Here is a 21,850-nt window from a genome sequence, read left to right as displayed (position 1 = left end):
GGGCGCAATACCGGTTCGGTAACCCGATAGAGGAAATCACCAACCAAATAAACAAACCGGTTGCTGGTATTGATCACGTTGAACGCCACAAGCCATGACAGGATTGCAGATGCAATCAGCATGAAAATGTAGATCCCCACCACAGTGTCAATAAGCCAAAAAATCGCCAGCATCGCCGCTCCTTACAATCGCCGGGCGCACGGATGCTTTGGGCCCGGAAAGATGTTTGCACGCAGCAAAACCTAGTCGGCAATGGCCGCTAACGCAAGCACACAGCGTTGATTTTGCCGCAAATGAGGGGAAGTTTTCATCGCTTTGTGATCATGCTCACCAACCGGCTTGCCAAAACGCCTGCCAGAAACTGTCAGGAGATGTCAGGCGCCCCCCGATTACAGCTTGCGGGTTCGCATGCTCCACGGCCAGAATGCGCACGCCACAAGGAGGATTTAGCATGCAGAACCAAGATCACCTGCGCCACCAGCACCACCCGCGCTGCGGCTGGGCCCTGAGCCATGCCGACAAGCAGTTCTATGTCGATTATCACGACACGGAATGGGGTGTGCCGGTGCATGATGACCGACATTTCTTTGAAATGCTGATCCTTGAAGGTGCGCAGGCGGGCCTGAGTTGGCTGACCATTCTGGCACGGCGGGATACCTATCGCGCGGCCTATGACAATTTCGATGTAAGTAAGGTCGCGGCCTATGACGCGGCCAAGCAGGAAGCCCTTCTGGCCGATCCGGGGATTATTCGAAATAAATTAAAAGTCGCGGCGTCTATTCAAAATGCGCAAACATTCATCGCAATCCAAAAAGAGTTCGGAAGCTTCGATTCCTACATCTGGTCATTTGTAGGAGGAATGCCGGTGATCAATCACTGGAAGCGCATGTCGGACGTGCCGGTTTCGACCGACCTCAGCGACAAGATTTCCAAGGATCTGAAAAAACGCGGCATGAAGTTTGTCGGCACCACGATCATCTATTCCTTCCTGCAGGCCACCGGCATCGTCATGGACCACACCACCGACTGTTACCGTTACCCCGAGCTTTCCTGAGTAGACCCGCGCAACAGCAAGCTGGTTTGCAGGGTGATGGTTTTGCCCGGTTCATCCGATAGCGCCATTTCGGCGGCGAGCCGGCCTTTTTCCACCGAGTCCTGATGCATGGTGGTCAGTGGCGGGTCGGTGCGTTCGCCGGCAGGAATACCATCAATGCCAATGACCTTGAGATCACCCGGCACGTTGCGCCCGATGGCACGAGCGGCGTCAATTGCGCCGATGGCAATCACGTCCGACATGGCGAGAATGCCGTTGATTTCGGGATGGTTTGACAGAAGCTCTGTCGTCATTTGGGCACTTTGTTCGGACTGGTTGTCGCATTCGATATGGACAACATCACTTGCGGCAATTCCGGCGGCTTCAAGCGCCGCGTGATACCCCGCCAGGCGTTCGCGCACCACCCGGTGGCTGGCCGCGCCCAGACGGTTGGGGCTCATTGGGCCGAAATGATCGTGCTCGGTCGCCTGAAGCGACAGAATGGCGAATTTCGTGGCGCCGCAATCGAGTAAATGCAGGGCCGCATTTTTCGCAGCCGAGAAGTCATCGAGTACTACGGTCCCAGCCGCACCGGCAATGTCGGTATCAATACTGATCAGTGGCTGGTTGCGGCGCTGGATGGCCGCGATGATGTCGTTATTATCGGAATAGCAATGCACCAGAAAGGCATCGACCGCGGCATTATTGACCGCGGCAATCGCCTGTTCGGGGTTTTCGGCCGAAATGATCATGACATTGACGCCGTGCCGCGCGCATTCGCGCCCGATCCCGCGCAACAGCTCAATCGCCACCGGATCAGTAAAGGCATATTCAAGATTATCGGGAAACACGACGCCCAGCGCACCCGCCTTGCCAGTGCGGAGCATACGCGCCATGACATGCGGCCCGCGATAACCCAGTTCGCGCGCGGCTTCAAAGATGCGTTCGCGGACTTCCGGGCGGACCAGATCAGGCTTGCCAAACGCATTGGAGGCTGTCCCTTGCGAAACCCCGGCCGCCTTGGCGACATCCAGAAGTTTTACGCGTTTTGCCATGCGTGCCTTATCCCCGAAACTGTCGTGTGTGATCTTTACCCAGTTGAATTGCCGACACTATAGCCAGAACCAGCACGATACTACCAGAACGCATTACCTCGTCAGGATACGATCACTTATCGGCTTTCGGGGCGGGTGTTGCGGAAGGTCAGGTTGATCCGCGGGCCGACCTGCCGGGCGGTCTTTGGCAACTGATGCAGCCAGCAATGCTGTGTCGCGCCTGACATGATCAGAGCCGAATTATGTGGCAGATCGATGCTGAGGCGATCACCGGTTTTCTTGTGGCGGAAATGAAAGCGGCGTTCCTGCCCAAATGTCAGGCTGGCAATCACCGGGTTTTCGCCCAGAACTTCCTCGTCATCGGCATGCCAGGAAACGCTGTCACGCCCATCGCGATACTGGTTGAGCAGCACGGTGTTAAAGCGCGCGCCTGCCAGTTCTTCGGCCAAGGTGCGCAAAGGGGCAACGATAGAGGGGAACGGACTTGCCGGGTGATACACCCCGCTATAGCGATAGGCGACTTCGCCATACCATGCGGTCAGACGCGGGACCGGGATTTCCTTGCCATGGAGTTTGGCGATTTCCTGTTGCCAGACGATGTTGCTTTGAAGCCGGGCAAAGGTCTTGTCGGCTTCATCAGCATCCATGATGTCACGCAGCAACAATACTTCGCCATCAAAGGGCAAAAGATTGCGTGGTGGTTCATTGGCAAACAGATCGCCGGTCATGGTTTTCCCCGGAATACAGATTGCCAAAGACCTAGGATGAACGGCGCCGAAACTCAAGCCACAGTTTGCTGATATGTGCTTTGCCGCAACAGGTTCTAGCCGTTTACCAACGTCACACCAGCCTCGTTGGCATAGCGTTCGACATCCTCAACACTCAGTCCCGCCGCGCTATAGAGATTGATGGTTTCAAGTTCCAGATCGGTTTCGGAATCGGTCAATGATTGCAGGGATGTGGTCAGACTGCGCTGGGAATCGAGCACATCAAGGAAGTCCGACAGGCCCTGTACGTAGCGCACGCGTGACTGTTCAAAGGCATCGCGGTGATATTGCACCGATGCGATCAGGGAATCGCGCTGTGCCACTGCCCCGACATAGCCGTAAATCGCACTTTCGACTTCCTCAATCGCGCTCAGAAGTGTCTGGCGGTAGGTCAGGAAGGCCTGTTCAGCCTCCTCCTCGGCCACCGTGATATTCGCACGCCGTTCGCCGCCATCATACAGGGTCGCATCGATCAATGCGCCGATGGCCGCCATGGCCGTTCGGACAATCGGCCCGGTGCCATAGCCCGTCACACCAAGCGCCAGCGACCCATCAAGCGTCAATTCCGGATACAGCGTTGCGGTTTGCACCCCGATTTGCGAGGTCGCGGAAATCAGCGCCAGCTCGGCCGCACGCACATCTGGCCGGCGGCGCAGCAAATCGGCCGGGATGCCAATTGGCGGGCTGCTTTGAAATTCGGGCAGTGGCGATGCATCAAGCAACAGATCGCGATGGGTGCCCGGCTGTGCGCCGACCAGAATGGAAATCGCATTGATCGACCGGTCAATGGTGGTCTGCAGGATCGGAACCGTCGCCTCAAGATCGGCGACCTCGGCGCGAGCGCGTGACAGATCAAGCTCGGAACCGAGACCGGTTTGCAAACGGACCTGCACGATGTTGCTGGTCTGGCGTTGCAGATCAAGCGAGTCCCGCAAAAGGGCCAAGCGCCGCTGTGCCCCGCGCAGTTCGATATAGTTGCGGATGATGTCGGCAATCATGGTGCGATAGACGTCTTCACGCAGGTAAACCTGCTGAAGATAGTCGGCCTCAGCGACTTCTTCCTCGCGTGTCTGACCGCCCCAGATATCGGCGGTCCAGGACAAATCAATGCCAGCACCATAGCCCATATCGGTCACCTGATCGCCATTGGCGCGGCTGGAGGTTGACCGACTGGCCGATCCGTTAACCGATGCGCCAACCTGCGGCCCATTGGCCCCGGCAACGCCACGTGCAGTGGCCGCAGCCGCACGGATGCGACTGATTGCGATCTGAAGGTCGATATTGTTTTCGACCCCTTCATTAATCAGACCATTTAAAACCGGGTCGGTGGTGCTTTCCCACCAGCGGTCCTGTTTGCTTTGATTGGCGGCAATCACCGGGATTTCCGGGGTGTAGGCCCCGACAAGATCAAAGTTCGGCGCGGTATAATCCGGCCCGACAGACTGACACCCGGCCAGTGCAAGCAAAAGGGCAATTCCCGAAATCGCAGAAATGTGAGGATTATTCATATTATTTCGCACTTTCTTGAAGACCGCCACTTCCGGGCTCCGCCGCGACATGTGATGCCGCCTCGCCATGATCGGGGATGGCTTCGGCGGCGCGCAGTTGCGATTGCAGCTTCTTGCCGCCATCGGCACGGGCCGACACCAAGGGCGCCAGCAACAGATACAGCACCGGGGTCAGGAACAATGTAAAGACGGTGGCAAAGCCAAGACCGCCAAACACCACCCAGCCGATGGCCGCGCGCGCCTCTGCCCCGGCACCGGTGCCAAGGACAAGCGGCAAGCCGCCCAGAACAGTGGAAATCATGGTCATCATGATCGGACGCAAACGCACCATCGCGGCATCATGCACGGCATCGCGCACGGATTTCCCAGCATCACGCAACTGATCGGCGAATTCGACAACCAGAATCCCGTTCTTGGCCATAAGCCCGACCAGCATCACCAACCCGATCTGGCTGTAGATATTGATTGAGGTGCCACTGAGCGCCAGCGCATAGATGGCAGCCGCCAAACCAAACGGCACGGTCAAAACCACGACAAGGGCGGAGGTAAAGCTTTCGAACTGGGCGGCCAGAACCAGCAACACCACAAGAACCGCAATCAGGAAGGTGATCTGCACATCGTTGGCAGTTTCGCCCAACGCCGCAGCATTGCCAAGGAACAGGATGCCGACACCGGGGGGCAGCAACTGATCGCCGACCGTGTTCACATCCGCGACCGCCTCGGCCAGGGTATAGCCAGGTGCCAGGTTGGCCGAGATGGTGACAGCACGTTGTTGCCCTTCGCGTTCAAGTTCGGAGGCGACGGCTTCTTCGGTCAAGGTGATGACAGAAGACAGCGGCAGGATGCGACCATTGGTGCCGGTGACGAACAGGTTTTCGAGGTCCGACGGGTCATTGATGCTGCCCAGCGCACTGCGCAGTTTAATGGGCACATTCTGGTCATCGACATTGATTTCGGTGACTTCGTATCCTTCGATCATCGCACGCAGCGTGGTATCAAGTTCTTCGATCGGGATGCCCAGATCAAAGGCGCGCTTGCGATCAATATTGACCAGAAGCTGCGGCTGGGTGGTTTGATAGGATACCCGAAGGCCGGTGAGGCCGGGATAGTTTGCCTCGATCTCCTGCTGCATGGCGCGGGCATTTTCGGCCAGCGTGCGATAGCTTGTCCCGGTCAGGGCAAATTCAAGCCCCTCGCCCGTGCCACCGCGCAGGCCAAGACTGTTGGGCTGCCAGACATAGGCTTGTACACCCGGAAGCGCATTCAGATCGCCCCGTATCGATGCGGTAATTTCCTGCTGCGAGCGGGACCGTTCTTCCCACGGTTTTAGCGGGGCGATCACAAGGGCGCGGTTCGGATCCCACAGGCCGACAATGGTGTAGATGTTATAAGCATCACCTGCCTCGACCACCGGGCGCAGGATGTCTTCAACCGCCTCGACCTGACGGTCCATATAGTCGATACCGACCCCGTCCGGCCCCCGCATGGAAACAAGAATACGTCCGCGATCCTCATCGGGCAGCAATTCCTGCGTCACATTGGTATAGACGCCAAAGGCAAGCCCACAGGCAACGACACAAATCATCACGGTAATAATCGGGCTGCCAAGGGCGGCTTCGAGAATGCGGCGGTAAATCCCGGCACAGAAGAAGCCGAAACGCTCCAGCATGTTGGGGGCGTCATCACTCTTACCATCATGCGGATCGATATGTTTCAGGCGCGATGCCAGCATCGGGCAGAGCGAGAGTGCGACAAAGGATGACACCGCCACCGCAAAGGCCAGCACAAAACCGAATTCACGGAACAGACGCCCGGCCGTGCTTGGCAGGAAGGAAATCGGAACGAACACCGAAATCAGCGTTAGCGTGGTGGCGATCACGGCAAAGAACACCTGGCGCGAGCCAAGCACTGCGGCGGCCATCGACCCAAGCCCCTGATGACGGCGGCGCTGGATATTTTCCAGCACAACAATCGCGTCATCGACAATCATGCCGGTTGCGAGAACAAGTGCGAGAAGGGTCAGGATGTTGATCGAAAAGCCCATCGCCCAGATGGCGGCAACCGTGCCGATCAGGGCAATCGGAATGGTGATGGTTGGGATCAGCGTCGCGGTAAAGGATCTGAGGAACAGATAAAGCACCCCGATCACAATCGCGATGGCAAGACCGAGACTAAAGATCACTTCCCACAGCGCGCCTTCGATAAAGACCGCGTCATCGGAGTTCACGAATACATCAAGATCGTCATATTGCTCGTTAAGGCGTTCAACGACATCACGCACGCCATTGGAAATCGCAATCGTGTTGGATTGCGCCTGACGGGTAATACTCAGCCCGATCACCGTGCGACCATTCAGCCGCACATAGGACGTCGCATCATCCGGGCCGTAATAGATATCGGCAACGTCGCCCATCTGGACACCGTCGCGCACCAGCATCTGGTTCAGTCTGTCGACCTCCCAAACAGACGCGTCAGCGCGGACAAACAGTTTCTGATCGGATGACTCAAAACTGCCTGCCGGGATATCAAACTGGGCGGTGCGCAGAAGGTCGGCGACATCCTGAACCGACAGGCCGTAACTTGCCATGCGCAGCGGATCGATGCGCACATGCAAAACGCGTTCGCGATCCCCGTTGACCCCGACTTCCGCCACGCCGGGCACCGACAGCAAGGACGGGCTGATCTGGTCTTCGACGATGTTGGCGAGTTCTTCCTCGGTCAGGCTGTTGCTGACAACCGCAATGCGCATGATCGCACTGGCATCGGCATCGGCCTTGACCACGCGAACGTTTTCCACCCCGTCGGGCAGGCTGCGTTCCGCACGGCTGATGGCTTCGCGGATGTCGCTGGCGGCATCGTTGATTTCAACATCGGGGTAGAATTCGATGCGAATGCGGGCGTTGGCCTCTTCGCTTTGCGAACTGATTTCCTTGATGCCACTGACGCGCGATGCCGCACTTTCGATGATTCCGGTGACTTCGGAATCGACCGTTTCCGGCGATGCGCCGTCATAGTCGGCGGTCACGGTGATGGTTGGGCGATCCACGTTGGGCAGTTCGCGAATTTCCACACCCAGCATCGCGGCAAGACCGGCCAGGATGATCAGCATGGACACCACACTGATCAGAACAGGGCGTCGGATACTGAGTGACGCAAGATCGTTATGATCGTGATTTTCGCTTCCTGTCGTCATGATCAGGACCCCTCGCCAGCGCCTTCGCGGGTGGCAACGCCGCCCGCATCAGACGGCGCATTTTCAGGTGCGGGGTTATCACCGCGAATGGTTGCCGAAACAGTCCGGCCCGGACGCAAACGCAAGACACCCTCGACCACGACCAGATCACCCTCGGCAATCCCGCCATCGAGAAGGATCCGGCCATTGGTCCGTTTCACAACACGGACGGGAACGCGCGAGACCTTGTCTTCATCATCGATCCGCCAGACATAGGTGCCTTCATCACCCCACAGGACTGAAATTTCGGCAACTGCGGGATATTGTTTGCCTTCGATATCGACATAAACCGCAAAGGACATCCCGGCGAGCAAGCGACTATTGGGGTTTGGCACCCGGGCGCGCACGGCAAAGGTGCGGCTTTCGGGATCGATACGGCTGCCAATAGACTCAACCACACCGGTGAATTCTTCGCCCGGCAGGCTCCAGGTTTCAACCCGGACCGACTGGCCGGGACGGACATTGTCAAACCGGGTTTCGGCAACTTCGAAATCGACCAGAATGCTATCGATGTTATCAAGCGTCACGATGGCGGTGGAACTGTCAACACGGTCGCCGGCCTCAACCTGCGGGATGCCGACGATGCCATCAAACGGGGCCAGAATGGTGCGATCGGCCAGATTGACCTCTGCCTGATCAAGGGCGATGCGGGCCTCGGCCAAGGCGGTGCGGGCACTGTCAACTTCGCTTTCGGCAACGGCACCCAGCGGGCGGGCCTTTTCATAGCGGGCAAGAAGTTGTTCGGCATCACGGGCCTGAACAGCGGCAAGATCGCGGGCAAGGCGTTCGCGATCAGAGTCCAGAATGACAAGAACCTGTCCTTCGGTCACCTTGTCACCGGCGCGCACAAGCACATCTGCAACTTCGCCCGACACGGCTGGATAAATCGAAACACCCAGGGCCGATTTGCCCGTACCGACCGCTTCGACAACGGTCTTTTCATCCATCAGGCTGGCATATTCGGCAATCACCGGAAGACTGCGTTCGCCGCCACCGCGCTGCCCGGAACTTGCGGGTTGCGCATCGGGCGCAATTAACGCCGTGATGTCGTCTTTGGCAAAGATATAGGCAGAGGCCGCAACAACAATCAGTGCAACACCTGCGATCAGAAGCGTTGATTTACGCGCCATCACATTGATACTTCCAAGTCGGGCTGACCAAACAACCTTACTGCAAATGACACTGTTCCCGCGCCGGGAAAGTGCCGGTATTTCAATTCAGTACCGAATAGTAGGCTTTATGCTTTTGATGAAATACCGTTGCCCCGAACGATATTGCAACCCGCCAGTGAGAACCACACAAAAAGTGTATCAGAAACGTCGCAGTTTGTATCTTAACTGCTGACAAATCCTGCGTTTTGCGCCGATAGCACTGACCAAATGCATTAGGCCTGCACACCCTCTATACGGTGTGCAGGCCTTTGTTGTTCAATTTTGAATTTCAGCAGTGAAACCGCGGGCCGATTCAGGTAAATCAGGCGGCACCGCGCTGTTGCGTTTGCGGGAAGACCACCAGATTGTCATCGTGCCATATGGTGGTGTCTTCGGCGTTGTCGTCAGCGGCATCAGAGTCTTCGTTACCAGCCGCAGAAGCCACCGCACGGTCAAGGGATGCTGTGAGCTCGGTCACATTGCGGTCAACCTCGTCGGCACGACGATTAAGATCAAGGCTGAGCTTGCGGGTGACTTCGATGTCTTCGGATACCGCACCGATGGCGGTCGCAACATTGCGCACCGCATCGCCGGCAAGGGCGATGGCACCGGTAATCTCCTCGGTCTCGCGGCGTTGATGTTCAACATCGCCTGCGACCTCTTCGGAGATTGACATCATCGACCGCACCGTGACCCCAACATCCTCCATGGAGGCAACACAGCGATCCGTAACAGCGCCCATGGCGTTGACATGTTCGGTGATCTGCTCAGTCGCGCGTTCGGTCTGGCTGGCAAGGTTTTTGACCTCTGCCGCGACGACGGCAAAGCCCTTGCCGGCATCCCCCGCACGGGCGGCCTCGATGGTCGCATTGAGCGCCAGCATGTTGGTTTGCCCGGCAATACCGCGGATCAGGTCGACAATCTGTTCGATGCTGGTGGCGACTTCGCGCAGGTCATCGACGGCCTTTGCCGATTCCTCGGTCGAGCCGACGGCACTTTGGGCGATTTCGCGTTGATGTTCGACGCGGTTGGCGATCGAGACGATGGCTTCGCGCAGACGGTTGGCAGCATCGCCGATGGCATTGGAATGTGACTGGCTGTCGTGTGCGGCACTGGTTGCGGTTTCGGTTTGACCGGTGACGCGTTCGGCGGCGGCCGCGACTTCGACCACGGCTTCGCGCATGCGGGTCACCTGATGATTGACCGATTTGACAAGACCGGTGGTCTCGCCCTCAATCGTTTCGGCCATCGCGCCAAGGGATGCGCGACGTTTTTCTTCCTCGATGCGCTGAAGCGTGATGCGTTCCTCGGCCATTTTTTCGATCTTAAGCGCATTTTCGCGGAAGATCGCAACGGTGCGCGACATCGCCCCGAATTCATCACGGCGCTTGATATCGGCAAGGGCGATATCGGTGTCGTTTTCACTGAGCCGGGTCATGTCACCATTCACCCGGCGCAACGGACGCAGGATGCTCATCGCGATGCCAAGCGCAAGGGCGACGGCAATCAGAACGCCGATGGCGGCAACCACGATGTTGGTCAGGGCCGAGTTTTCCGACTGATTATGGGCGGCCTCGACCAGAGCGGTTTGATTGGTCATGGCGTCTGTTCGGATATTCTGGGTGATGGTCTGGACTTCGCGAACGGCCGATTTGAAGTCATCCATTGATTGACGGAAGCCTGCGATGGAGGCTTCGAGCTGGTTCGCGCCCTGTTTTAGCAAATCGTTATCGCGGATCGCGTAGGAGAACAGCTTTTTCTCGTTACGCGTCAGCCCATCAAAGGACGCTTTGATTTCTTCCTGAAGATCGGTCAGGGCCGAAGTCTGCGTGCGGGCGGCATCAAGTGAGTCCGCGGTGCGCAGGATCGGGAATTGCAGGGAATTGACGATGGCGGCCAGATTGGCCGCGCCAAGCTTGTCTGCATATTTCTCGGCAATCACCGGATCGCGTTTGGCGATGAAATCTTCAAGCTGGCTTGCGGATTTGCCAAGTTGATTGGCGCCAAGCAGCATGGTTTCCGATGCTGCCGACAGGTTTTCAGCCCGCAGCACAAGGGGCTCCAGCGTTGCGATGTAATCGGCACTCAGGCTTTCAAGCGCATCTGCGCGATCGCTATCGCCGTTTTGACGCAGTTGGGTGACAAGGGTGGCACCGCTTTGCTCAGCCGCCTCGCGCATGGTGGTGATGCCTTCGCGGTCAAGCGGATCAACCGTCTGGGCAAACAGAAGGACCTGGTTGGAAAGACGTTCCAGGCGCAGTGCATAGTCATTGGCAAGCCCGACCAGACCGGTACTTTTGGCAATGCGATCTGCATGTGCGCCAAAGCCCAAAAGATAGGTTGATGACAAGGCAGACAGGCCAACCAGCAGAACAACCAGAACAAAGAAACCGGCGAAGATGCGCGATCCGATACGAATGCGATCAAGAAACATGGGACATCCAAACAGCAAAATTTACGTTTGGCGCGATTCATACATGTGTGCAGGGCGCGGTTTTGTAACAGTTGGATGAAACCCGCATTTGTCGATCAAACAAGGTGCCGGATGGTGATTTGCGCTGCGCAAAACAACATTCTGGCCACCCGAAAATGTTCATATGAACATCGCATTATACAATTGGACGAAGGTCATTATCCGTTTCGAAGGGTTTCAAACCGGCAGATTTCCCAAAATCGACCGCGACTCGACCCTCCGCCGCAAGGTTGCGCAGGCCTCCGTCGATTTTTTGGAATGATGCCAATTAAAATGTCACGATGACAATATTGTACAAGCTGGCATCCGGCCTTGGCGTTATAATGGTGCCATGAACAGTGCTGCGCGACAGAACACGGCAGCCCAGCGTCGCCAGACGTCATCGCGACCGGCGACCGGCCGCCCCCGCGAGATTGCCCGCCACTGGCGGGCAGCCGACGGCATTGATATGTTCGAAGCCGATTACAAGAATTTCTCTTTCCCAAAACACAGCCACGATTATTACGCGTTTGGCACTGTCCTGAACGGGGCGGAGCGGTTTACAACCCGCGGGACAAATTATGTCGCCGCGCGTGGGCAGCTTTTGATGATGAACCCGATGCAGGTGCATGATGGCAGTCCGGCATCCGATGATGGCTATCAATACCAGATCATGTTCATCGACCCGAAGGTGTTTGGCGATCTGGTGACGGAGCTTTCGCCCAAAAACAGTGGCCTGCCGTTTTTCGGCTCCTGTGTTGTCAACGACCCGGAATTGCATTTGCAACTGCAAGGGCTGCACCGCCTGTTTCGCCCGAATGACGATGGCAGCAACGGCAGCAACAGCTTGTTGGAACGCGACAGTCAGCTTCTTTACAGCGCCGCCCGCCTTGCGCTGCGCCATGCTGATGCCCCGCCCTATCTTTATCAGCCGGGGTCAGAGGACAAACGTGTTCAGGCGGTGATTGACTATATGGCCGCGCACTTGGATGCGAACATATCGCTTGATGATCTTGCGATGATTACCGGGCTCAGCCGGTTTCATTTGTTGCGCGTGTTTCGCGCGGCAACCGGGCTTCCGCCGCATACCTATTTCAATCATATGCGGTTACGGCGGGCCAAGCGGTTGCTGTTTGACGGGGCAAGCATTGCCGATGCGGCCGCGGCCACCGGCTTTGCCGATCAAAGCCACCTGAACCGGCATTTCAAGGCCATGTGGGGCGTCAGCCCCGGAGCGTTTATCGCAAGTCTTGATCCCTAAACCGGCACAAAACCGACATCGCCCGCCCGTCATGTGAATGGGCTGGGCAGGCGACATCAGTTGTATTTACGCGCCAGCGCCGCGGCGTTTCATCGCATCGACCACCAGACACAGTTCTTCAAACAGGACCTGTGCGGCGATATGGGCGGTGTTGGTCGTGGCATCATATTGCGGGGCGACTTCGACAACATCCGCACCGACAAAATCAAGCCCCTTGAGCCCGCGCAAAATTGCCAGTGCCTCGCGCGAGGTGAGACCACCGACCTCTGGCGTGCCGGTGCCCGGTGCGAAGGACGGATCCAGGCAATCAACATCAAAGGACAGATAAACCGGCCCATCACCAACCACTTCGCGGGCCTTGGCAATGACGGCATCTACCCCCATTTTCGGAACTTCTTCGGCATGGATGACGGTCATGCCGCTGTCGTACGAGAACTCCCAGACATATTCCGACGGGCCACGAATGCCGATCTGAATGGTGCGTTCGGGATCAAGGACGCCATCCATCACCGCCTCGCGGAACGGGCCGCCATGATGGAAACGCGAACCGTCATAGGCACCGCAGGTATCGCAATGTGCATCAAGATGGATCATGCCAACCGGGCGATCCTTGCCCACCGCCTTCTGGATCGAATAGCTGATCGAATGATCGCCGCCGACGGCAATCGGGATGACGCCAGCGCCGACAATTTTAGTGAAGTAGGCCTCAATATCTTCGTGGCAGCTTTCAAGCGAATAACGGCTTCTGAACGGGACATCGCCAATATCGGCAATGCGGGCCATGGCACCCGGCACCATGCGCAGGACATGTTCATACGGACCGATGCGTTCGATATTGCGCACCGCGCGCGGGCCAAGACGGGCACCGGCACGGTTGCTGACACCAAGATCCATCGGCACGCCGACAAGGGCGATGTCGAGGTCTGCAAAATTCTCGCGCTCGGCATCAGCAAAAAACGGTGCATCAAGGAAAGTCGGCACCCCGGCAAACGGCCATTTGCGCCCGCCACTTTCGGAAAACTGCGATGCCGCCACTTCGCGGAAATGCGGATCAAAGATGTCGGCACCCTTGGCGTTGCCGTATTTTTCGCGCAGTTTCGCAAGCTTGTCGTCTGTGAACATGGGACCTCCTGAAGTGGCACATCGGCTCGGTACGATCTGAACCAATAGCCGAATGTTTTTGTTGGCCCGATCAGATCAAATTGCGCGGCCGTTAAAAATCACGTATTTCTGAACTTTACTTTGGTAATCCTCAAAGTAATGACCGCTTACCCATGGACCCCGCCCGATGATTACGGAACAGGCCGATCTCAAGCTTTTGCGTATCTTCCTGACCATTGTCGAGGCCGGGGGTTTTGCCGCGGCGCAAAGTGATCTCAATCTGTCACTTTCAACAATTTCAAGCTATGTCACCGCCCTTGAAACACGGCTGGGCTTTACGCTTTGCAAACGCGGGCGGGGTGGTTTTGCCCTGACACGCGAAGGCCAGGTGGTGTTTGAAGAAGCCCACCGGCTGTTCAAATCGGTCGCGCAATATGAAACCAAGATGCGGGCGCTCCGTGAAAAGCTGAGTGGCACCCTGACCATCGGGCTTACCGATAATACCATCACCGATCCGGGGGCACGGCGGATTGAAAAGACCATTGCGCGGTTTATGGAACGCGCACCGGATGTGACGCTGAATGTCGTGACCTATCCGCCCAATGACCTGCTGCGCGAAGTTGTGACTGACAATATCCAGATCGGCATATGCAGCTTTCCAAAGACCGTTCTGGGTCTGCGCTATATCCCGCTTTATGACGAAATCCACCGGTTTTATTGCGGATCAGACCATCCGCTTTTTGCGCTGGATGATGCGGACATCGATATTGATGAAATCCGCCGTTATCGCCTGATCGGGCGGAAATCCTGGCTGGGTCGGGATTTGAAGGAATTCGCCATTTCGCGCCCGCATGCGACCGTCTCGGACATGGAGGCCGAGGCACGCCTGATCCTGTCGGGGGCCTTTTTGGGCTATCTGCCCGAACATTACGCCAGGCAGTTTGTCGAGGCCGGGCGCATGCGCATGGTTCTGCCAGATCGGTTGAAGGTCAAAGTCACCTTTCAGGCCAGCCTTGATGACAGCAAGCAACCCGATCCGATCACCAAGCTTTTCCTTGATATGCTGATCGCCGATTTCACCACCGAACGGGCCTGAGCCGCAGGCCCAAAACCGGCACCAACAACCGATAGCAATATCGTCCAATACCGCCTATTTGATATCGGGCAGTATGGTGCCTGAAATGATGGCTCCTCGCCCACCCGTTTACGCCCATGAAAGTGCCGGTCGCCAAAACGAACCGGCACCAACAACCACAGGAAACGTCGGAAATGTCACGCCCCGGACAGACCGAAAGTCAGACCGAGAACCAGATCCAAAACCAGCCGCAGCCCCAGTCCCAGATAGGGCATTTCGACGCCGATACCATCCGGCGCGGTGCCCTTGCCTGTCTGCCGCTTTTGCCAAGCACCATCATCTTTGGTGCGGTGCTTGGCGTGCTGGCCGCACAGCGCGGCTTGTCACTTGGCGAGCTTCTGTTCATGAGCCTGGCCGTATTTGCCGGATCGGCACAGTTCGTGTCGGTCGATCTTTGGCGCGAAACCATTCCAAGTGCGACCATCATCATCGCAACGGCAGTGATCAATATGCGCTATATCCTGATCGGGGCGTCGCTGCGCCCGGTGTTTCGCGGTCGTCCGCTGTGGGTCAAGGTGACCGGCATGCATATGGTCGCCGATGAAAACTGGGCCGTGTCGATGACGCAAAAGGATTTGGCCAATCCGGGCTTTTTGCTGGGCGGCGGGATTTTCCTGGGCGTGGTCTGGGCGACCGGCAATACGGTTGGCTACCTTCTGGGCGGGGGTATTCCCGATCCGGAGGTTTATGCGCTTGATTTCGCTTTTACCGCCGTCTTTGCCGCGCTGACCATCGGCATGTGGAAGGGCAAGGTTGACCTTTTGCCATGGATTGCCGCCGCAATCGGATCGGTCATCGGCCATTACACTTTGCCCGGCACCTGGTCAATTTTGGCCGGTGCGGGTGCCGGTGTCCTTGTCGCCGCCCTGACCTGGCGCGAAGACATGGATGATGACAGCCTTGAGGCCGAATTTGCCGTTGAAGGCCGGGATGCCTATGGCGCGCCGGAAGGCACAAACGCCGCCAAACCTGCAACAGAGACTGCAATGGAGACGGGCCAATGACCCAATTCCCCGATCTGACAAGTTTCAGCCTTGAGGCCGTTCTGACCATCCTTGGCATGGCGGCGGTGACCTATGGCATGCGTCTGGGCGGGCTTTTGATGGCGGACCGTTTGCCGCAACATGGCCGCTGGGCGCATGTGCTGGAACGCCTGCCCGGTGCTGTTTTGATTTCCGTCTGGGTGCCAAGTGCGCTTTCGGCAGGGGCCATCGGCATTGCCGGAGCGGCCGCCACCGTGATTACCATGGCGCTTGCGCGCAACCTGTTTGCCGCCATGGCGGTGGGCATGGTTCTGGTCGGTGTTGGCCGATATTTTATCGGCAACTAGACAACCGCCGAAGACACGCAAAGAAAAAGCCGCCCTCGGATGAAGGCGGCTTTTTGCGTTTGGCAGCGTGCAGTAATTATGCCGCAATCAGGTTCTGTTCGCGGGTGGCTTCGAATTTGAGGTTCGGCCAGTCGCGTTGTGTGGTTTCAAGGTGCCAGGCGTTACGCGCAATAAAGACCAGTGTTTCGTCATGGTCTTCAAACAGCGCCGACTGGTTGGCATCCCGGAATTTCTTGATTTCAAGCGGATCATCGCCCACCACCCAGCGGGCGGCATAGGCAGGCGTCGGTTCGAAATGCACCTTGATGCCATATTCGGCCGAGATGCGTTCTTTGAGGACCTCGAACTGAAGCTGTCCGACTACGCCAACGATCCAGTCCGCACCCATCATCGGCTTGAAGACCTGCGATGCGCCTTCTTCAGCGAGCTGTTCAAGCGCGCGCTGAAGGTGTTTGCCCTTGAGCGGATCATCAAGACGGACTTTCTGGAGCAATTCCGGTGCGAAGGCCGGAACCCCGCGGAAGCGAAGGTCTTCGCCCTCGGTCAGGGTATCGCCAATGCGCAGTGTGCCGTGGTTCGGAATACCGATGATGTCGCCCGGCCAGGCTTCTTCGGCAATGTCACGTTCATTGGCAAAGAACAGCATCGGGTTATGCACCGCCATCAGTTTGCCGGCACGCACATGCTTAAGCTTCATGCCGCGTTTGAAATGGCCAGAACACAGACGAATGAACGCAATGCGGTCACGGTGGTTCGGGTCAATGTTGGCCTGCACCTTAAATACAAAGCCAGCAACCTTCGGCTCGACCGCTTCGACCAAGCGCGTTGCCGCTTCCTGCGGGCGCGGGGTCGGTGCGATTTCGCCAATGCCGCGCAACAATTCACGCACGCCAAAGTTATTGACCGCCGACCCAAAGAAGACCGGGGTCAGATGGCCTTCGCGGTAGCTTTGCAAATCAAATGGCGGGCAGATTTCGCGCACCATTTCGACTTCTTCGCGAAGCTTTTCCAGAAGATAATCCGGGATCAGTTCATCAAGCTTTGGGTCATCAAGCCCCTTGATCGGGATGGCTTCCTTGACGACGTTGCCGCCTTTTTCCATGAACAGAAGCTGATCATTGACCAGATCGTAGCAGCCATGGAAATCACGGCCCGAGCCAATCGGCCAGGTAACCGGCGACACATCAAGGGCAAGATCCTGTTCGATCTGATCAATCAGTTCGAACGAATCCCGTGCTTCACGGTCAAGCTTGTTAACAAAGGTTGTGATCGGCACGTCACGCAGACGACAGACCTCAAACAGCTTGCGCGTCTGGGCCTCGATGCCCTTCGCGCCGTCAATCACCATGACAGCGGAGTCAACGGCGGTCAGCACGCGATAGGTATCTTCGGAAAAGTCTTCGTGGCCCGGCGTATCAAGCAGGTTGAAGATATTTTCTTCGAACTCGAACGTCATGACGGCAGAGGACACGGAAATACCGCGATCCTGTTCGATCTTCATGAAGTCCGAACGGGCACCCTTTTGTTCCTTTTTCGCCTTCACTGCACCAGCCATCTGGATAGCACCCCCGAAAAGAAGCAGTTTTTCGGTCAGGGTGGTTTTACCCGCATCCGGGTGAGCAATGATAGCGAAGGTACGGCGACGCGATACCTGCTTGTCAATCATCGACATGGTTATCAACTTTAATCCGATATGAATTTCTTGGCGCGCAATGTAGCGATTTTTAACGTCATTGCCACCGTGAAATCATCATAGCGGACATGTAGGGCATAGTTTGACAGCCAGCTTCGACGAGCCAAACAGCATTTTTCAAACCGTTGTTGCCAAAGAGGCCTTTCGTACACCGACAAGTGTCAGCCCGTAGATGCAGGCAATGACTACCAGCAATGCCAGTATTTGATACAGCGCCACAGTTTCACCAAGAAAAGGAATGGCCAGAACCATTGTCAATGCGGGCCAGGGCGTGGTGATCGAACTGGCAAGCGAGACATCAATGTGACGCACAGCATAGAACCAAACGATCAATTCCAGGAAATAGACCAACCCCATGACTGCCGACATTGGCTGTGTGATCGCATCAATTCCCCGTTCAATTGCCGAAGAACCCGATATAGCAATCGCGACAAACAGGAAGACGGTAGAAATCATTACCCGAAAGAACGTTACCTGCGCTGGGGTCACCGGTGTGGTCCCGAGCTCTTCTTTAATCAATACGTGGGCGATGCTCCATAGAAGTGGCACACCAAGGCAAAGCAAAATCCACTCAGACAGACCAGACATCTGAAACGTGCCACCGGTCCCGAGAAAATAAAGTGTTCCGATCAGGATCGCCGTCAGAACATATTCCGGCATCGACTTGCGTCGTTTCAGAAGCAGGCTTTCGATCAGAATTGCAAAAACGGGATAGGCCTGAATGGCGATTGCCGCGTTGGTTGCACCGGCCTTCTCAACACCAAGCACATAGACATAGGTTGACAGCCCAAACAATCCACCGGTGAACAACGCCATCAGAAACATGCGCCGGCGCACACGCCATGACAGATCGACACCAAAAATCCCGGGCGTGCCAAACCGCAACTCCAATCCCATCAACGGCCCGGCGAAAACAATTTGCCAGACAGAAAGCGCAAAGGCGAAGGACAGCGCATCGGTCGCTAAGGGCCGCATGTTGGAAATGATTGGCATAACCGCAAGCAAGACAAGACTGCCCAGCGCAAGAGCAACTCCTTTGCGTCCAGATGAAGTGAATTCCGCCATGGCTCGACCCTCAGTTTTCCATTGATAGTTCCATCAAATTGCCCCAATATTTAACCAATGCAATTAGAATATTGATCTGATAGCAATGTGGATACCTGATCTATCGGGGCGCGAAGGCCCGAAATACCTGCAGATCGTCGAAGCAATGGCAGAGGATATTGCAAGCGGACGGCTTCCCGCCGGGACGCGGCTTTTGCCGCATCGCGAACTGGCCTATCAACTCGATATGTCCCCGAATACAACAAGCCGGGCCTATGCCGAGGCCGTCAAGAGAGCCCTTCTGAAAGGGGAAGTCGGGCGAGGAACCTTCGTGCGCTCCACAGACGGCAACTTGGGGCATGAAGAACCCCAAACCATGCAAAGACCAATAAGCGGACCAGTAGATCTTTCGCGCAATTTGCCGCTATCGGGATTTGCGGAACAGGACGTTCGCAGGATTTTGGGCGACATCGCCACCAGCACCGAAGTGCCTGCATTGCTTGATTACCAAACGGATGCCCATCTGGAAAAACATCGTAAGGCGGGGAAAGTCTGGCTGGCTGAAAATGGTCTGGATTGCGATCCGGATTGCATCGTGCCGGTCATTGGTGGACAGCATGGGATATTGAGCGCCCTTATGGCACTTTTGCAGCCGGGCGATCTGCTTTTAACAGAAGCCCTCACCTATAGCCCTGTTTTGGGGATGGCAGCCCGGCTTGGCCTAAAAACGGCAAGCGTTGCAATGGATGACAATGGCGTTATCCCCGCCTCTTTCGAGGATCTCTGCCGCAATGCCAACCCCCGGGCCTTTTATCTGACGCCGACATTGCAGGCCCCGACGACCGTCACACTACCAGCAGCGCGCCGTGCGGAAATTGGTGAAACCGCCCGCCGACATGATGTCATTGTGATTGAAGACGATGTGTTTGGCCTGCTCAAACGAGACAAGCCTGCACCCATTGCGCATTTCGCTCCGGATCAGACAATTTATATCACCAGCCTTTCGAAGACTGTGGCACCGGGTCTGCGCGTCGGATTTCTGGCTGCGCCAACACGATTTGTCCCCGCCCTACATCAAGCCATCAATCTGAGCGTCTGGATGACACCGCCGACAAATCTTGAGATCGCACACCGCCTGATTAAGGATGGCACAGCCTCAAAGCTTGCTCAGATGCAACGGCAAACAGCACTCCGGCGCCAGCAAATCGTCTTCGACATTCTCGGAGAGGAGATCGCTGAAGCACCGGGTGACGGGTTTCACATCTGGTTACGCCTGCCCGAAGGGTGGCGCGCAGATGTGTTTTGTGCCGAATGCGCACGCCTTGGTGTTTTGATCAATGAAGGACGCAGCTTTGCCGCAGAGGCACATGACGCCCCCGAAGCGGTTCGGATCTGCATCAGTCACGAGCTTAGCGAAGATCGATTGCGTCATGGGCTGGGAATCATCGCCAGTGTCCTTCAGATGTTGCCAAGCCAATGCTCGGCGATGATTTAGATCACCCAAGCCAGGCTTGCGAAATAACGCCAATTGCGAACGAACCGACCAGCGCATAAACCAGATACAGCGCAAAGACCGGCTTTTTGACCAGCGCAAAAACGGCAATGGCCGCCGGGATCGACGACACACCACCTGCCACCAGAAACGCCATCGCCGCGCCCGATTGCATGCCATGCGCAATCAGGCCTTCCATGATCGGAAGGGCGGCATAACCATTCAAATAGGCCGGAACCCCGACAAGGGTGGCAATGGCAATCGGGCCAATCCCGTCACCACCAAGCAATCCACTGACACTTTCAGCCGGAACATAGGCGACCATGATGCTTTCAAGCAGGAAGGCAAAGGCGATCCACTTGCCCAAAAAGATCATGTTGGCAATGGCGGACGATCTGAACTTTTTGATCCGTTCATCATCGCGCCAGAACTTCCAGACAACCGCCTTGTGTGAACGGACCTTGGCCCCGCCGCAGCCACCATTGCCCACCCCGTCACGTAACGGATCAGAAAGGAAGCCCCGCGAGCCCAGCCATAGGGTGATAAAACCACCCATCAGACCAAGACCAATCGCCGAGATCATTTTAATCACCGCAAATTCCGTCCCAAGCGTGCCCGCAGTCAGAACAAACATCGCCGGGTCAATCACGGGTGACGCCAACCAGAACGCCATGACCGGTGCCAACGGAACCCCCATGGCAAGCAGGGCCGCAATCAGCGGGATCACCCCGCAGGAGCAAAATGGCGACAGCGCCCCGAAGGCGGCCGCGGTAAACACCATTCGCACAGGCCGCCCGGCAAAGGCACGCGAAATCAGGTTATCGGCCCCGGTTGCCGTCGCATAGGCGGCAATACCGATTGAGAGCACCAGAAACGGTGCCGTGCTTACAAAGGACTCAGCCGTGAACTGCAAACTTGGGACAAATTGCGGCGCGTCAAAGATAAAGATCGCGGCAAGGATGATGCAGGCTGCCAGCAAAACCCGGTCTGTTTGTCGGGCAGAAGTGCCGATGCGGCGCAATTGAAATGTCAGGGCACTCATATCTATATCCCTAGAAAATTAGTTATATTGATCCAAAAAAAAGCCCGACCTAGCAGGCCTTTTCCGTTTCACCGGCGACATCAAGATCGACGCCGCTGCAACATTCATCGGTGATGAAGCCGATAAGATCGCGCATGACATCGAAATCCGCCCGGTTACGGGTTTCGCGCCCCAATTTTTCCTGTTTGACCAGACCAGCCTGAACCAAGGTGCCCAGATGATGGGAAAGGGTCGATGCCGGAAGGCCAAGCACCCGCCCGATATCGCCGATATTAAGCCCTTCGTCCCCGGCCTTGACCAGCAGACGATAGATTTTCAGACGGGATTCGTGGCCCAGTGCAGCAAAGGCCGGTGCAATGGTTTTTTCACTCATGCGGTCATTATAACTATATTTCTAGTTATTTAAATACATTTTCTACATCTCCCGTATCTGGCTGATTCAAATATCCTTTTTGACGTCGCACTTGGGCATGACCACCACTGCAATACAAATGTCACTTGCCAGCACCGATATATGTCGATACTTCCCGACATATGGAAACAAAACACGCAAT

General features: G+C 56.5%; 18 protein-coding genes. 6 read left to right on the top strand and 12 right to left on the bottom strand.

The features are described 5' to 3' along the window. The coding region (locus B3Z49_RS22115; RefSeq protein ID WP_414716266.1) for a YggT family protein at window positions 1-173 on the bottom strand (173 nt) is incomplete at its 3' end. Window positions 174-451: 278 nt separating this feature from the next. Between B3Z49_RS22115 and B3Z49_RS16045 the strand changes: the two genes are divergently transcribed. Further along, window positions 452-1,054 carry a DNA-3-methyladenine glycosylase I gene (locus B3Z49_RS16045; protein WP_296992695.1) on the top strand — a complete coding sequence of 201 codons (603 nt, stop codon included), beginning with the start codon at window positions 452-454 and terminating at the stop codon, window positions 1,052-1,054. Here the strand turns inward: B3Z49_RS16045 and B3Z49_RS16040 are convergent. From B3Z49_RS16040 to B3Z49_RS16015, 6 genes are all read right to left on the bottom strand, one after another. Continuing rightward, window positions 1,036-2,088 carry a LacI family DNA-binding transcriptional regulator gene (locus B3Z49_RS16040; RefSeq protein WP_296992693.1) on the bottom strand — a complete coding sequence of 351 codons (1,053 nt, stop codon included), beginning with the start codon at window positions 2,086-2,088 and terminating at the stop codon, window positions 1,036-1,038. The genes B3Z49_RS16045 and B3Z49_RS16040 overlap by 19 nt on opposite strands. Window positions 2,089-2,204: 116 nt before the next feature. Then, on the bottom strand, window positions 2,205-2,816 hold the full coding sequence (locus B3Z49_RS16035) for an alpha-ketoglutarate-dependent dioxygenase AlkB family protein (RefSeq protein WP_296992691.1): 612 nt from the start codon (window positions 2,814-2,816) through the stop codon (window positions 2,205-2,207). Window positions 2,817-2,911: 95 nt separating this feature from the next. After that, the gene (locus tag B3Z49_RS16030; RefSeq protein ID WP_296992690.1) at window positions 2,912-4,363 is read right to left on the bottom strand and encodes an efflux transporter outer membrane subunit; all 1,452 of its coding nucleotides are present in this window, start codon (window positions 4,361-4,363) and stop codon (window positions 2,912-2,914) included. A gap of 1 nt (window position 4,364) precedes the next feature. Then, a complete protein-coding gene (locus tag B3Z49_RS16025; RefSeq protein ID WP_296992688.1) occupies window positions 4,365-7,556 on the bottom strand; it encodes an efflux RND transporter permease subunit in 3,192 nt (1,063 codons plus the stop codon). Window positions 7,557-7,558: 2 nt separating this feature from the next. Then, window positions 7,559-8,725 (bottom strand): efflux RND transporter periplasmic adaptor subunit, encoded by a 1,167-nt coding sequence (locus tag B3Z49_RS16020; RefSeq protein ID WP_296992685.1) that lies wholly within the window; start codon window positions 8,723-8,725, stop codon window positions 7,559-7,561. A gap of 343 nt (window positions 8,726-9,068) precedes the next feature. After that, window positions 9,069-11,180: a methyl-accepting chemotaxis protein gene (locus B3Z49_RS16015; protein WP_296992682.1), complete on the bottom strand. Its 2,112-nt coding sequence runs from the start codon at window positions 11,178-11,180 to the stop codon at window positions 9,069-9,071. A 370-nt stretch (window positions 11,181-11,550) separates the two neighbouring features. Here B3Z49_RS16015 and B3Z49_RS16010 point away from each other — a divergent pair, with 370 nt between their 5' ends. Then, window positions 11,551-12,459, top strand: coding sequence for an AraC family transcriptional regulator (locus tag B3Z49_RS16010; protein ID WP_296992680.1), 909 nt, complete (start codon window positions 11,551-11,553; stop codon window positions 12,457-12,459). A gap of 66 nt (window positions 12,460-12,525) precedes the next feature. Here B3Z49_RS16010 and speB read toward each other — a convergent pair whose 3' ends face one another. Next, the gene (speB, locus tag B3Z49_RS16005; RefSeq protein WP_296992678.1) at window positions 12,526-13,581 is read right to left on the bottom strand and encodes an agmatinase; all 1,056 of its coding nucleotides are present in this window, start codon (window positions 13,579-13,581) and stop codon (window positions 12,526-12,528) included. Window positions 13,582-13,747: 166 nt separating this feature from the next. Here speB and B3Z49_RS16000 point away from each other — a divergent pair, with 166 nt between their 5' ends. The 3 genes from B3Z49_RS16000 to B3Z49_RS15990 all read left to right on the top strand — a co-directional run bounded on the left by B3Z49_RS16000 (window position 13,748) and on the right by B3Z49_RS15990 (window position 16,025). Next, window positions 13,748-14,656, top strand: a complete 909-nt coding sequence (locus tag B3Z49_RS16000; RefSeq protein ID WP_296992676.1) for a LysR family transcriptional regulator — start codon at window positions 13,748-13,750, stop codon at window positions 14,654-14,656. Window positions 14,657-14,829: 173 nt separating this feature from the next. After that, window positions 14,830-15,699, top strand: coding sequence for an AzlC family ABC transporter permease (locus B3Z49_RS15995; protein ID WP_296992675.1), 870 nt, complete (start codon window positions 14,830-14,832; stop codon window positions 15,697-15,699). Further along, window positions 15,696-16,025 carry an AzlD family protein gene (locus B3Z49_RS15990; protein WP_197146586.1) on the top strand — a complete coding sequence of 110 codons (330 nt, stop codon included), beginning with the start codon at window positions 15,696-15,698 and terminating at the stop codon, window positions 16,023-16,025. The genes B3Z49_RS15995 and B3Z49_RS15990 overlap by 4 nt, the downstream gene beginning before the upstream one ends. Before the next feature lie 76 nt (window positions 16,026-16,101). Here B3Z49_RS15990 and B3Z49_RS15985 read toward each other — a convergent pair whose 3' ends face one another. Both B3Z49_RS15985 and B3Z49_RS15980 read right to left on the bottom strand, forming a co-directional pair. Further along, window positions 16,102-17,697, bottom strand: a complete 1,596-nt coding sequence (locus tag B3Z49_RS15985) for a peptide chain release factor 3 (RefSeq protein WP_008889778.1) — start codon at window positions 17,695-17,697, stop codon at window positions 16,102-16,104. A 138-nt stretch (window positions 17,698-17,835) separates the two neighbouring features. Beyond that, window positions 17,836-18,783 carry a DMT family transporter gene (locus tag B3Z49_RS15980; RefSeq protein ID WP_296992671.1) on the bottom strand — a complete coding sequence of 316 codons (948 nt, stop codon included), beginning with the start codon at window positions 18,781-18,783 and terminating at the stop codon, window positions 17,836-17,838. 85 nt (window positions 18,784-18,868) lie between these two features. Between B3Z49_RS15980 and B3Z49_RS15975 the strand changes: the two genes are divergently transcribed. Further along, window positions 18,869-20,257 (top strand): PLP-dependent aminotransferase family protein, encoded by a 1,389-nt coding sequence (locus tag B3Z49_RS15975; RefSeq protein ID WP_296992668.1) that lies wholly within the window; start codon window positions 18,869-18,871, stop codon window positions 20,255-20,257. Window position 20,258: 1 nt separating this feature from the next. On the opposite strand, the gene B3Z49_RS15970 is transcribed toward B3Z49_RS15975, so the two are convergent. Further along, window positions 20,259-21,296: a permease gene (locus B3Z49_RS15970; protein WP_296992666.1), complete on the bottom strand. Its 1,038-nt coding sequence runs from the start codon at window positions 21,294-21,296 to the stop codon at window positions 20,259-20,261. A gap of 49 nt (window positions 21,297-21,345) precedes the next feature. Then, entirely contained in the window at window positions 21,346-21,669 is a 324-nt protein-coding gene (locus B3Z49_RS15965) for an ArsR/SmtB family transcription factor (RefSeq protein WP_296992664.1), read from the bottom strand. Between the last annotated feature and the right edge of the window lie 181 nt (window positions 21,670-21,850).

This window comes from Thalassospira sp. UBA1131 (assembly GCF_002311515.1).
Lineage (GTDB): Bacteria > Pseudomonadota > Alphaproteobacteria > Rhodospirillales > Thalassospiraceae > Thalassospira.
This window is presented reverse-complemented; position numbering and strand designations above follow the sequence as displayed.